The sequence below is a fragment of the Rhodococcus opacus B4 genome, from assembly GCF_000010805.1.
Classification (GTDB): domain Bacteria; phylum Actinomycetota; class Actinomycetes; order Mycobacteriales; family Mycobacteriaceae; genus Rhodococcus_F; species Rhodococcus_F opacus_C.
The window spans coordinates 4,535,048-4,548,036 of record NC_012522.1 but is presented as its reverse complement, the minus strand read 5'-3'; the positions used below and the strand labels follow the sequence as shown (position 1 = coordinate 4,548,036).

The 12,989-nt window shown below is 68.6% G+C and carries 13 protein-coding genes and 1 pseudogene; 5 read left to right on the top strand and 9 right to left on the bottom strand.

Annotated features, from left to right (window positions below; all coding sequences use genetic code 11):
• Window positions 1-87: 87 nt before the first annotated feature.
• Window positions 88-1,095 carry an ABC transporter substrate-binding protein gene (locus ROP_RS20900; RefSeq protein WP_012691401.1) on the top strand — a complete coding sequence of 336 codons (1,008 nt, stop codon included), beginning with the start codon at window positions 88-90 and terminating at the stop codon, window positions 1,093-1,095.
• Window position 1,096: 1 nt separating this feature from the next.
• Here the strand turns inward: ROP_RS20900 and ROP_RS20895 are convergent, their stop codons facing one another.
• The 3 genes from ROP_RS20895 to ROP_RS20885 form a co-directional block, all read right to left on the bottom strand.
• On the bottom strand, window positions 1,097-1,900 hold the full coding sequence (locus ROP_RS20895) for a metal-dependent hydrolase (RefSeq protein WP_012691400.1): 804 nt from the start codon (window positions 1,898-1,900) through the stop codon (window positions 1,097-1,099).
• 292 nt (window positions 1,901-2,192) lie between these two features.
• Window positions 2,193-3,662, bottom strand: coding sequence for a catalase (locus tag ROP_RS20890; protein WP_012691399.1), 1,470 nt, complete (start codon window positions 3,660-3,662; stop codon window positions 2,193-2,195).
• A 53-nt stretch (window positions 3,663-3,715) separates the two neighbouring features.
• Complete coding sequence (locus ROP_RS20885; RefSeq protein WP_012691398.1) at window positions 3,716-4,219, bottom strand: Fur family transcriptional regulator; 504 nt, start codon at window positions 4,217-4,219, stop codon at window positions 3,716-3,718.
• A gap of 85 nt (window positions 4,220-4,304) precedes the next feature.
• Between ROP_RS20885 and ROP_RS20880 the strand changes: the two genes are divergently transcribed.
• Together ROP_RS20880 and ROP_RS20875 are read left to right on the top strand one after the other, a co-directional pair.
• Window positions 4,305-4,616, top strand: coding sequence for an ArsR/SmtB family transcription factor (locus tag ROP_RS20880; protein WP_012691397.1), 312 nt, complete (start codon window positions 4,305-4,307; stop codon window positions 4,614-4,616).
• Window positions 4,613-5,023 (top strand): SRPBCC family protein, encoded by a 411-nt coding sequence (locus ROP_RS20875; protein ID WP_012691396.1) that lies wholly within the window; start codon window positions 4,613-4,615, stop codon window positions 5,021-5,023. Before ROP_RS20880 ends, ROP_RS20875 begins: the two co-directional genes overlap by 4 nt.
• Before the next feature lie 12 nt (window positions 5,024-5,035).
• Here the strand turns inward: ROP_RS20875 and ROP_RS20870 are convergent, their stop codons facing one another.
• The 5 genes and pseudogenes from ROP_RS20870 to ROP_RS20850 all read right to left on the bottom strand — a co-directional run.
• Window positions 5,036-5,686: a hypothetical protein gene (locus tag ROP_RS20870; protein WP_043825081.1), complete on the bottom strand. Its 651-nt coding sequence runs from the start codon at window positions 5,684-5,686 to the stop codon at window positions 5,036-5,038.
• Entirely contained in the window at window positions 5,670-7,382 is a 1,713-nt protein-coding gene (locus ROP_RS20865; protein WP_012691394.1) for an FAD-dependent oxidoreductase, read from the bottom strand. The genes ROP_RS20870 and ROP_RS20865 overlap by 17 nt, the downstream gene beginning before the upstream one ends.
• The gene (locus tag ROP_RS20860; protein WP_012691393.1) at window positions 7,379-8,869 is read right to left on the bottom strand and encodes a flavin-containing monooxygenase; all 1,491 of its coding nucleotides are present in this window, start codon (window positions 8,867-8,869) and stop codon (window positions 7,379-7,381) included. Before ROP_RS20860 ends, ROP_RS20865 begins: the two co-directional genes overlap by 4 nt.
• Window positions 8,866-9,459, bottom strand: a complete 594-nt coding sequence (locus tag ROP_RS20855) for a TetR/AcrR family transcriptional regulator (protein ID WP_080512508.1) — start codon at window positions 9,457-9,459, stop codon at window positions 8,866-8,868. Before ROP_RS20855 ends, ROP_RS20860 begins: the two co-directional genes overlap by 4 nt.
• 135 nt (window positions 9,460-9,594) lie before the next feature.
• Window positions 9,595-10,290: pseudogene (locus tag ROP_RS20850) on the bottom strand (multicopper oxidase domain-containing protein); the annotation flags it as partial.
• 116 nt (window positions 10,291-10,406) lie between these two features.
• Here ROP_RS20850 and ROP_RS20845 point away from each other — a divergent pair.
• Window positions 10,407-11,345, top strand: a complete 939-nt coding sequence (locus tag ROP_RS20845; protein ID WP_012691390.1) for a formylglycine-generating enzyme family protein — start codon at window positions 10,407-10,409, stop codon at window positions 11,343-11,345.
• 82 nt (window positions 11,346-11,427) lie between these two features.
• A complete protein-coding gene (locus ROP_RS20840) occupies window positions 11,428-12,333 on the top strand; it encodes a hypothetical protein (protein ID WP_012691389.1) in 906 nt (301 codons plus the stop codon).
• Here ROP_RS20840 and ROP_RS20835 read toward each other — a convergent pair.
• Window positions 12,280-12,945 (bottom strand): GAP family protein, encoded by a 666-nt coding sequence (locus ROP_RS20835; protein ID WP_012691388.1) that lies wholly within the window; start codon window positions 12,943-12,945, stop codon window positions 12,280-12,282. The genes ROP_RS20840 and ROP_RS20835 overlap by 54 nt on opposite strands.
• Window positions 12,946-12,989: the final 44 nt, after the last annotated feature.

Below are 12,989 nucleotides of genomic sequence, written 5' to 3'. Positions count from 1 at the left end.
CGGTCGAGGCCTCTTCTGCGTGGTGGGGGCGTGTCCGGAGCCGGACCCCGCGACCACGGATGCGCGACCTCAGGCTAGCCTCACCTCATGTCATCGAGGCTCTACGTACGCGCCGGGCTGGTCGCCCTGGCCAGCGTTTTTCTCGCCGCCTGCGGCACCACCGACACCGGTTCGACCGCCGGCAACACCGACGTCGCCACCGGCGGCCGCCTGTTCGCCACGGCGGACGCCGAGACCGCCAAGCTCGGCACCGACGCCGAACCGGGCGTCTTCCCCCGGACCATCACCCACGCGCTCGGGGAGACGGTCATCGAGAAGAAGCCCGAACGCGTGATCGTCCTCGACGGCGGTGAACTCGACGACGTGCTGTCCCTCGGAATCACGCCCGTCGGACTGGCCAGCCCGGAGAGCGCCGCCGGTCAGCCGTCCTACCTGGCCGACAAGCTCACCGGAGTGCCGGACGTCGGGACCACCAACAACCTGAACCTCGAGGCGATCTCCGCGCTGCAGCCCGACCTGATCCTGGGCAGCAAGCTGCGCGCCGACAAGCTGTACCCGCAGCTGTCGTCGATCGCACCGACCGTGTTCGGCATCCGCCCCGGTTTCCCGTGGAAGGAGAACTTCCTGCTCGTCGCGGACGCCCTCGGCGAGGAGACCAAGGCGGAGGACGTGCTCAACGCCTACCAGACCCGCGCGGGCGAGGTCCGGGAGTCCATCACCGGCGAGCCGACGATCTCGCTGGTCCGGTTCATGTCCGGCAAGATCCGCCTGTACGGCAACCTGTCGTTCATCGGCGTCATCCTGCAGGACGTCGGGCTCCCGCGCCCGGCGGTGCAGAACGTCGACGAACTCGCCGTCGAGGTGAGCCAGGAGACGATCGGCGAGGCGGATGCCGACCGGATCTTCTACTCCAGCTACGGCGCGCCCGAGACCACGGACGAGTCGACCGTGGTCGGCGGCCCGCTGTGGAATCAGATGCAGGCGGTGAAGGACGGCAAGTCCGTGCACGTCAGCGACGAGACCTGGTTCCTCGCGCTCGGACCGACCGGGGCGATGCTCGTCCTCGACGACCTCGAGAAGATGCTCGCCGCCTGAGTCACTTCGGCACGGGCGTGAACGCGTCGTAGATTGCCTGCGGCGCACCGTCGATGGCCCAGATGACCATGAGCCCGACGGCCACCGTCAGGGCGGGCCCGAGCACGACCTTCTCGAAGGGCCCGCCCGCCCGGATGGACATGAATGCCGGGAGCCGGAACTCCCACCACCGTTCCTTGCCGAGCGTGAGGAACGGCGCGAGGAAGGGGACGCCTTCCTTGGTGATGGCGTCCCCGAGGCAGTGGGTGGCGCAGCCGAGGGCCACGGCGACGCCGAGCCCGGTCGAACCGGCCTCGGTGGGATACGACTGCCAGGTGAGCGCGGACAGCACCGCGGCGACCGCCGAAACCGCCAGCCAGCCTTTTTCTTTGGCCAGCTCACCGGCCAGCCCGCGCAGGGCCAGACCGAGGCAGACGAACAACGTCGCGATGATGGCGGGCTTGCCGAACTGGACGACCAGCGCGGACACCCCGGCCCCGATACCCGCCGCGAACAGGGCGGTGTGGGTGAGCGTGCGGTGCCCGCCGCGCCGCTTGCCGTCGCGTTTGCCCTTGGTGATCGTGTAGAAGCCCAGCGACACCGCGTCGACGCCCTTCGCGACGACACTGCTGACCGGACCGAACGAACGCGACACCGTGGACTGGCTCGTGTCGAGGTCCGGGAGCAGCGCCGCCCCGGCGCACACCGCCGCGAACGTGAAGGTCTCGGCGGTGGACGTGGGCCCGCCCCAGTCGAGCGGCAGCAGATCTGCGACCGCCAGACCGACGGCCGCACCGGACATTGCATGGGTGGGACCCATCACCATGGAAGACAGCACCTTTCGACCCCGACTCGGGACACGGTCATCCGAGCCGGTGTCCTGACACCGCCCAACCTAGCAACAACATCCGACACACCCGTCACACACCTGTGAGTACTTGTTAACCGCCGGCGGTTAAGAAGTACTCACGGGTGCGGAGCGCATGGTGGATGATGGAACTGTGCGATCGCATGCGATCGGGCGAAGGGAGGGTCGAATATGGAAACTGTGATCGTGTTCGTTCTCGCCGTGCTGATCTATTGGTGGGGCCTGCTCTGAGCCTGCCCCACCACTGACATCAGTTCCGGCCCTGCCCTTCCCGGACACCGATTTCCACTCGCTTGCCCAGGTCGGGGTCGACGCTCTTCCAGTAGTCGAACACCCGCAGCAGAACCGGTTCGCTGACTCCGCCGAGTGCGTGACCGACGATGTTGTCCACCAGACGGTCGCGTTCGTCGTCGCTCAGGACCTCGCGGACGAGGGTGCCCGCCTGGGTGAAGTCGCCGTCCTCGGCGTGCTCGACGTAGCCGGCGCGCACGGACTCACCGTCGAACGCCCAGAGACCTTCGTCGCCCGCGAGCGACGCGTCGGCGTGCGGTCCGCCATACGAGTTCGGCGCGTACACCGGGGTCTCGGGTGAATTGGTGGCGTACCGCATCGCGCCGTCCTGCGAGTACGAGTTCACCTGGTTCTTCGGGGCGTTGACCGGCAGTTGCGCGTAGTTGGCGCCGATGCGGTACCGGTGCGCGTCCGCGTAGGAGAAGACCCGCCCCAGCAGCATCTTGTCGGGCGAGAAGCCGATTCCGGGAACGACATTCGACGGTTCGAACGACGCCTGCTCGATCTGGGCGAAGAAGTTCTCGGGGTTCCGGTTGAGGGTCCACTTGCCGACCTCGATCAGCGGGTAGTCCTTCTGCGACCACACCTTGGTGAGGTCGAACGGGTTGAACCGGTAGCCCTCGGCCTCGTCGACGGGCATGACCTGGACCTTCAGCGTCCAGCTCGGGAACTCACCGCGGGCGATCGTGTCGTACAGGTCGGCGCGGTGATGGTCGGGGTCGGTGCCCGCGAGGGTGTCGGCCTCGTCCTGGGTGAGGAACTCGATGCCCTGGTCGGTCTTGAAGTGGTACTTCACCCAGAACCGCTCGCCTTCGGCGTTGACCCACTGGTACGTGTGCGAGCCGAAACCGTCCATGTGCCGCCACGTCTTCGGGATGCCGCGGTCACCCATCAGCCAGGTCACCTGGTGCGCGGACTCGGGCCGCAGCGTCCAGAAGTCCCACTGCATGTTGTGGTCGCGCAGACCGGAGCCGGGCAGCCGCTTCTGCGAGTGGATGAAGTCGGGGAACTTGATCGGGTCCTTGATGAAGAAGACGGGCGTGTTGTTGCCGACGAGGTCGTAGTTGCCGTCCTCGGTGTAAAACTTCACCGCGAATCCGCGCGGGTCGCGCCAGGTGTCGGGGCTGCCCTGCTCGCCGGCGACGGTGGAGAAGCGCACCAGCGATTCGGTCTTCGCGCCGGGCTGGAACAGCTTGGCCTTCGTGTACCGGCTCACGTCGTGGGTGACGACCAGTTCGCCGAATGCGCCGGCGCCCTTGGCGTGCACGACACGCTCCGGGACCCGCTCGCGGTTGAACTGCGCGAGCTTCTCGACGAGGTAGTGGTCGTGCAGCAGGATGGGACCCTGAGGCCCGGCGGTGAGCGACTCGTTGTCGCTGGCGACGGGAATTCCGGCGTTCGTGGTGGTCGCGCGCTGTGTTTCAGGCATGGCAAACCCTCCAGGTTGCAATCGGGTGAGGTGAATAGGCGCGGACGGACGGGTCAGGACAGGGCTGCTGCCGACCCGGTTCCGCTGTGCGCGTCGGTCTGGCCCTGCGAGCTCGTCTGGCCCTGCGAGCTCTGCGAGCCCGTCTGACACTGCGCGCAGAGGCCCCAGAAGACGACCTCGGCCTCGTCGATCTCGAAACCGTGGGCCTGCGAGGGGTCGAGGCAGGGTGCCTCACCGACGGCGCAGTCCACGTCCACGACGGTCCCGCAGCTGCGGCACACGAGGTGGTGGTGGTTGTCTCCGGTACGGGTCTCGAACCGTGCGGGCGATCCCGCGGGTTCGATGCGTCTGAGCAGACCGGCGGCGGTGCACGCCTTGAGGACGTCGTACACCGCCTGGGTGGAGACCGATCCGAGCTCGCCGCGTACCACGGCTGCAATGTCGTCGACGTCTGAATGCGGCCGTGCGGCAACCGCATTCAACACTGCAACGCGTGGTGCAGTGACACGTAGGCCCACGCCGCGCAGCTGCGCTTTGGGATCCGTGTCGTGTCGCATGCCTTCAAGTATCGCGCTTATTTGGAATTAGTCAAGAAAAGCGAGGATCTTGACGTGTCGGAATCCTCCGACATATTGTCGGGTCGTGTCCGACGACGACGTCTTCCTCGCCCTCGCGAACCCCGTGCGCCGGCGTCTACTGGAAATCCTGGCCGACGGACCGCTCACAGCCGGGGACCTCGCGGGCCGGTTCGACCTCAGCCGCCCCGCCGTCGCCGAACACCTACAGGTCCTGCGCAGGGCAGGACTCGTCCGCGACGAACCGTCCGGACGGCAACGGCACTACCACCTGACCGCCGAGCCGCTCGCCGACGTCGGCGACTGGCTGCACCCGTTCGAGCGGTTCTGGCGACACCGCTTGCGCACACTCGCCGACTTCCTCGAGGAGGACTCGTGACCGACCGCACCACCACCCAGATCTCCGTCGACCAGTTCGTCGCCGCGCCGCCCGCCAAGGTGTGGCGCGCCCTCACGGAGCCGGACCTGCTGGCCCGCTGGTGGGCCGCCGGCGACATCGCCGCCACGGTCGGGCACCGGTTCCACCTCGACATGCCCGGCTGGGGATCCGTGCCGTGCGAAGTTATCGAGGTCGAGCCCGAGCGGCGCTTCGTCTACACGTTCACCGAGAACTGGACGCTGGTGTGGCGCCTCGTTCCCGAGGGTGCGGGCACACGCCTGTTTCTCGACCACTCGGGCTTCGACCTCGACGACAAGCGCAGCCGCGACGCGTTCGAGCGGATGGGCCCGGGCTGGCGCGACACCGTGCTGCCGCGCCTCGCCGGCGTCGCCGCGGAGATCGCGTAGCCCGCCGGGCCGTCAGCGCTGTCGCGCGGGTCCGGTGGTCATCCGGCCGTCCGTGATCACGAGGCCGTGATGGGTTCCCGGGGTCAGCCAGTCGGCGAGGGTCGGCCCCTCGGCCACCACCTCCACGCGGGCGTACCGGAAGTGGCCCCGGAGCCGCGCGGACGCCGTCACGAGACCCCGTCCGTTCTCGGCCGGTTGCGCGAACCCGAGCGCTCCGGCGATCGGTAGCCGCGGTCCGCGCGGGCGTGTGCTCGTGGTGACGCGCCATGTCCCGGACGACACCCCGAAGTCGCGGTGCACGTCGCCGTCGAACTCGGCCGGCACCTTGGGCAGGCTCCAGTGCGCGCGTCCACCGTGCACGGACGGTTCCGAATCCACGGCGATGAACGGGACCGCCATGCGCGGCAGGACGCCGATGCGACGACCGGGCGCGCGGAGCACCGGGCTGGCGAGGATTTCGCGGTAGGGGCCGACGGGCGAGTCGAGATAGTCGACCATCATCGCGAGGGTCATCGGCACGGCGGCGCCGTCCGGTCCGAGGGCGCGGGCGGCCGCGGTGCTGCGGTGCCACCACAGTGTCGCGCGGACGGTCGCCGGCCACGGGGGCGGCGAGCTCTCGGGCCAGTCGGCGCGTTCGGTGGCCGATTCAGGCACGCTCCACATCGGTTGTCTCCCTTCGGTTCACGACCGTCAGTGGAAGCCGCAGCGCGCCGGGCGCGCCGGCGGGCACCACCGGACTCCGGGGCGGCGACGGTGCGATACGTACGTATGGCTTGCCGGGCTCGGGCCGAGTGTCCTTCTCGCCCTTGTTGGGCCACAGCGCGAATGCGCGCTCGGCCTGAGCGGTGATGGTGAGCGACGGGTTGACGCCGAGGTTCGCGCTCACCACCGACCCGTCGGCCACGTGCAGCCCATCGTGCCCGTATGCACGCAGGTAGGGGTCGACGACACCGGTGTCCGGCGAGTCCCCGATGGCGCATCCCCCGAGGAAATGCGCGGTCATCGGAATGTTGACGACGTCGGCGAACGAACCGCCCGGGTCTCCCCCGATCCGATCGGCCACCTTCCTGATCGCCGTGTGACCCTGCGGGATCCATTCGGGCGGCGGATCCCCGGGCCCCGGACGGCTGGTGACCGCGCGCCCGAACCGACCCTTCCCCTTGGCGAGTTCGAGCGAATTGTCGTCCGTCTGCATCACGAGCGCGATAACGGTGCGCTCCGACCAGTGCCGCACCGACAGGCTGCGGGCGAACGCCCCGGGGCGGCGCAGCGCGACGCCGACCGTTTTCAGCAACCGCGGCGTCCGGCCGCCGCCGTCGCTGAGGACGGTCTGCAACAGTCCGATCGCGTTGCTGCCCTTGCCGTACCGCACCGGCTCGATGTGGGTGTGATCATCCGGGTGGAACGAGGACGTGATGGCCACGCCCTTTGTGAAGTCGGTGTCGCGGTTCCTGGCCGTGGCCGCGAGCACCGCCTCCGAGTTGGTGCGCACCACCGACCCCAGCCGCGGCGACAACCGTGGCAGCGCACCGGATTCCTTCATCGCCAGCAGCAGCCGGGCGGTACCGTACGTGCCGGCAGCGACCACCACCTGGTCGGCGGTGAACGTGTGCTCCCGCTTGCGGATTCCGTCGGTGCGGCGGGTCCACAACTCGTAGCCGCCGCCAGGCCGGGGTCGCAATTCCTTCACCGTCGTCAGCGGATGGACCCGGGCGCCCGCCTTCTCCGCGAGATGGAGGTAATTCTTGACGAGCGTGTTCTTCGCTCCCACACGGCAACCCGTCATACAACTGCCGCACTCGGTGCACCCCGTCCGGTCGGGACCCTGCCCGCCGAAGAACGGGTCGGCCACCCGCGCCCCCGGTTCGCCGAAGAAGACACCCACCGGTGTGGACGTGAACGTCGCACCGGCGCCCATCTCCTCGGCGACCTCGCGCATGACGGCGTCGGCGGGGGTGAACGACGGATTGGTCGTCACCCCCAGCATCCGCTTCGCCTGCTCGTAGTACGGGGCCAGCTCCGCCTGCCAGTCGGTGATGTGCGCCCACTGCCGGTCCTCGAAGAATCGGCGCGGCGGCTGGTACAGCGTGTTCGCGTAGTTGAGCGAACCGCCGCCGACCCCGGCCCCGGCCATGACCAGGACGTCGGGGAGGAGGTGGATTCGCTGCACGCCGTAACAGCCCAGCCACGGCGCCCACAGGTAGCGCCGCAACCTCCAGCTCGTTTCGGGCAGTTCGTCGTCGGCGAAGCGCCTGCCTGCCTCGAGAACGCCGACCCGGTAGCCCTTCTCGGTGAGCCGGAGTGCCGCGACGCTGCCGCCGAAACCGGAGCCGACGACGACCACGTCGTAGTGCGTCATGCGACGCTCTCCCGCGCCGCCTTGCGCCGGGATACGTAGTTCTCCCGGTCGAAGCGCTGCAACTGCGAGCGGAACCTCCAGGTGAACGTCGGCCACTGGACGGAGTTCCGTCCCTCGGAGTCGTAGTACCAGCTCGAGCAGCCGCCCTTGTTCCAGACGGTGGTCCGCAGTTCGGACTGGATCCGGGTGTTGTATCGGCGCTGCGCCTCCTCGGTGACCTCGAACGTGGCGATTCCGCTGTGGCGCATCGCTGTCAACGCGTCGGCGATGTACGCCGACTGCGATTCGAGCATGTAGACGATGGAACTGTGGCCGAGATTGGTGTTGGGCCCGTACATCAGGAACAGATTGGGGAATCCGGCGACGGTGGTCCCCTTGTACGCACTCGGGCTTCCGCTCCAGTGCTCGGCGAGGGTGCGGCCGTTTGCACCGCGCAACGCATGCGCCACAGGCGGTTCCGTCGGTGTGAAGCCGGTCGCGAAGATGATGGTGTCGACCTTGTGCTCGTTGCCCACCGCATCGACGACGCCGTCCGGTGTGACCCCGGCGAGTCCGGCGTCGACGAGCGTGACGTCGGGACGGTCGAGGGTCCGGAGCCAGTCGTTCGACAGCAGCATCCGCTTGCAGCCGATCGTGAAATTCGGCGTGAGCCTCCGGCGCAAATCGGGATCCCGCACCTGCCTGCGCAGGTGCGCCCTGGCCACCATCTCGAATACCGGCAGCAGCCCGGTGGCGTGCGCGAGCACCCCGCCCAGTGCTTCCCGGAAGCTGTACACCGACCCGCGGACAGCCTTCTGCACCAGCGGAAATCGCCGGTAGAGAGCCTTTTCCGAGTCCGGCAACTCGCGGTCGAGCCGCGGGATCACCCACGCGGGGGTGCGCTGGAACACGGTGAGGTGCCCGGCGGCCGGTGCGATCTCCGGCACGAACTGCACCGCCGACGCGCCGGTGCCGATGACGGCCACGCGCTTCCCGGCGAGGTCGTGGTCGTGGTTCCACGTCGCCGAATGGAACGTGGTGCCGCCGAAGGTCTCGAGCCCGGGCATGTCCGGGACGCTGGGCGTCGACAGCGCACCGGTCGCGGCCACCACGACGTCGGCCGTCAGCGTCCCGCGGCTCGTCCGGACGGTCCACACGGCTTCGCCGTCGTCCCAGTGCGCTTCCTGCAGTTCGCAATCGGTGACCACGCGGGACCGGACACCGGTGTCGGCCGCGACCTTCTTCAGATAGCGATGGATCTCGGGCTGGCGGGCGAACGTGTGACTCCAATCGGCGCTGGGCGCGAACGAGTACGAGTACAGCGACGTCGGGACGTCGCACGCGCACCCCGGGTACGTGTTGTCGCGCCACGTGCCGCCGACGTCGTCGCCGCGCTCGATGATCAGGACGTCGGCCTGCGGCTGCGTCTGCAGGATGCGCGCCGCCAGTCCCATTCCGGCGAAACCCGCCCCCACGATGAGGGTGTGTACGTGCTGCGGAAGATTCACGACTTCTCCACCTTCGATTCCCACACGGGCAACAGCCGCGCGCGTAGTGACTGTTCGGCCTCGGGGGTGCGGAACAGCGCCGACACCGCCAGACCGCGAACCAATTCGATACTGAGCTCGATGGCGTCGGAGTCGAACCGATCGCCGAACACCTCCGCCGACCCGCGACGCAGCGCGTCGGTGACCTTCCGCTCCAGCGGGACCGTCGCCTCGAACAGGACCGGGTCGGTGCGGGCAGCCACCCACAGTTCGAGGGCGGCGTAGAACAGCGGGCCGGAGAACGCGTCGGCGAGCACCTCGACGCCGCGGCCGGCATCCACTTCGGCGGCGAGGATCTCCTCCATCCGCTTGTCCACGAGATGTTCCACCGCGGCCACCACCAGCGACTCCTTCGTCGGGAAATGGTGCAGCTGCGCTCCGCGCGACACCCCGGCCCGCCGCGCGATGCCCTGCGTCGTGGTGCGGGCGTATCCGAGCTCGACCAGGGAGTCGACGGCCGCGTCGAGCAGCTTCGTGCGCATCGCCGCGGTCCGCTCGGCCTGCGTGCGGGTCGGTTTGACTACTGCTGTGTCAGGTGTCACACCCAGCACTGTATGCGGAAAAAAGAAAACAGTCCAGACTGCTTTTAAGTTGCTGTGAGTACTTATCAACGTCGGGGGGTTAATAAGCACTCACGGGCCTACGGCACGTGTGGCAGTGCCACACGTGCCCTGCAGGGGATGCGCACGCAATACCAGCGGCAGCTCGAACTCGCCCGAGGGCAGCCCGAGCGGGTTGCCGGCCTGACCGGTGTCGCACTCGTCGCGCAGCAGGTACATCCCGGCCAGCCCGGCGTCGATGTTGAGCCGGGTGACGCCCATGGCGTGGTCGTGGTACCAGAGCGCGCAGGCGTCCTGCCGGTTGGGGAACTCGTGCACCATCCCCTGCCCCGGCCGCATGATGTCCTCGGGGTGTCCGTCGAACTCGGGTGGCGTCCGGCCGCCGTGCAGGTGCAGCGACGTCGGGACCTGGGTGCGGTCCTGCTCGCTCACGCCGTGGATCCGCGTGTCGACGTCGGCGGCCAGGGGGTTGCTCGTGATGTCGTTGCGATAGGTGAGCGTCGTCCGCTGTCCGACGTGCGCTTCGATGGTCGGACCCAGGTAGTCCATGCCGCCGGAGCCGAGGGCCGGCGAGGCGGGGAGGTCGGGATGGAACACGTGCATCGTGCTGCTCGCGTGCACCTCGACGGCGGTCCCGCCCAGCACCGGCAGCGGCGGCAATTGTTCCCGGAACGGCTGCAGCGGCGGTGAGGAGAAGACGACCGGCCGCAGCGGATCGATCCCGAACGGGTAGGCGCTCGCCGATCCCGCTCCGACGGCGCCCAGCCCGGCCGTCAACGCCAGACCACGCACGAACGACCTACGCGGAATTCGTCCATCCATACGGTGGAGCCCCCTGCACGATGCGAGTAGCCGAGGTACCCCTACCGTCGCCGTCCGCACCCGGTTTACGGGGGCGCACCGTCGCACCGCGGTCGCCGTCGTGCCAGTCTGACCCCATGACGCGTGCAGTTCCGAAGAACATGGCATGGATTCCCGGGGGCACCTTCTGGATGGGTTCGGAGGACTTCTACCCCGAGGAACGCCCCGTCCACCAGGTGACGGTCGACGGGTTCTGGATGGACTCACACCAGGTCACCGTCGCCGAGTTCCGGCGGTTCGTGAAGGACACCGGGCACGTCACGACCGCCGAGATCGCCCCCGACCCCGCCCAGTACCCGGGTGCGGATCCGGCTCTGCTCGTGCCCGGTTCGCTGGTGTTCACCCCGACCCCCGGCCCCGTGCCGCTCGACGACTTCACCCGCTGGTGGTCGTTCACGCCGGGCGCGGACTGGCGGCACCCGGAGGGTCCGGGCAGCAACGTCGGCGGACGCGAACGTCATCCCGTCACGCACGTGTCGTGGTTCGACGCCCGCGCCTACGCGGAGTGGGCGGGCAAGGACCTGCCGACCGAGGCCGAATGGGAGTTCGCGGCCCGCGGCGGCCTGGACCGGAAGCCGTTCGTGTGGGGCGACGAACACGAACCGGGTGGCAGGCCCGGCGGAAACGTGTGGCAGGGGCAGTTCCCGTGGGAGAACCTGCTCGAGGACGGCTTCGCCGGGACGTCGCCCGTCGGCCATTTCCGGTCCAACGGTTACGGACTCGGCGACATGGCCGGCAACGTGTGGGAATGGACCACTGACTACTTCACCGCCGACCACTCCGCGGGCGGCAAGAACGTGGCGCCGGCGAGTTCGTGCTGCATTCCGGCGAACCCCCGCATCGACACCGCGGCCGCCCCGGACCCGCACGAACCCTATGCGCGCCGCGTGATCAAGGGCGGCTCGCATCTCTGCGCGCCCAACTACTGCCTCCGCTACCGGCCCGCGGCCCGGCAGGGTGACACCGAGGAGACGTCGACCTGTCACATCGGGTTCCGGTGCATCGTCCGCCCGTGACGGTCTTTCTCACCTCACGGGGATGAAGACGCGCCGCGCCGGCTGGGGTTGAGTCGGTGGTGTGCGGTCCACCAAATTGTCTGTGGCGCTGGCCCGGGAAGCGCTGATCGCGCGGACCGAAACGGCCAACGGCTGGTTGCAGGGCACACCTCCCGGCCGCACGGTCCGGCGCGTCATCGACGGGCTGATCGACATCGAGCTCGTCGACCGGTCGATGACGCTCGCCGCGAGGATCTTCACGTCCGTCCTGCCCGTCATGATCGCTGCCTCGACGCTGAGCAGTTGGAACGTGACCGCCAGCACCATCAAGACCCAGTTCGGGTTCGACCCCACGGAGTTGTCGTCCACGTCCGGCACCGTCGACACCACCGACCCCTCCTTCGCGGCGTTCGGTGTGGTGGGTCTGCTGATGATCGCGATCAGCGGCACGTCGTTCGCCCGGGCCCTCGCCCGCATCTACGGAAAGATCTGGAACATCCCGTCGATCAACATCCGGGACGCCTGGCGGTGGCTGGTGGTCCTGTTCGCCGTTGCGATGTCCGGCACCGCGATCGGCTTGACCGGCGAGCTCACGAACGTCCGGTTCATCGGACCGCCCCTCGCACTCGCAGGGGAGTTCGCGGTGTGGATGGCCGTGTGGACACTCAGCCCGTACCTGTTGACGATGGGCACCCTCAGGGGCCGCGTGCTCTGGGCTACCGGGGCGCTGACCGCCGCCGCCCTGACCATCCTGCACACCGGTGGACGGCTCGTTCTGCCCCGGATCACCGCTGCCGCACAACACCAGTTCGGGTCGCTCGGCCTGGTGTTCACCGCGATCAGCTGGCTGTTCGTCCTGTCCGTCGTGATCGTGGGATCCGCGGTGATCGTCAAGGCCGTCGCGCTCGACGAAGGCTATGTCGGACGCTACCTCCGCGGACCGGACGCGGTCGCGTCAGAAAACGCCGCCGAAACCCTTCCCGAGAACGACGGCGCCCATCACGAGTAGCAGCACGCTCATCACCGCGGCGTTGTTGGCCTGCAGCCAGACCTTGAGGCTGTCGAGGGTCCCGCGCATTCTGTCGGCGGCGACGGCGTACGCGACCACCGGAACGAGGACGGTCGATCCGGCCAGCACGACATACACGACCAGGGCCACCACCTGCTCGCCGGCGCTCACCCCGGCGGTGCCGATCCCGACGCCCGCGGACACGCAGAGCAGCAGGTTCTTGGGGTTGATCGCCGCCAGCGCGAATCCGAGTCCCGTGGACTTCACGAAGTTGAGGTCGTCGATCGCCTGCATCCACTTCGGGGGTTCCGCGTCGGCATTGCGGCTGCGCCACTGCCGCCCCGCAAGCACGAGCAGCAGCACACCGAGAACGACTTTCACCCACGAGACCGTCGCGGACGGACCGTCGGAGCCGGAGGTGTCGACGCTGCCGGCGAGGAGCACGAAGATGCCGGTCGCGACGACGATGCCCAGGATCCAGCCGACACCGAAGCCCGCGCTCGCCCCGCCCGCACGCTTCGACAGCAACATCAGGATGACGGCGATGATCGGTATCGGCGAGATCGCGACACCCACGGCGAGCGGTAACAGTTCTCCGATGACTGAGCCCATGTTCGAACCGTAGGGTCGGGTGCCCGTGTCCGCCTCGCACGTGC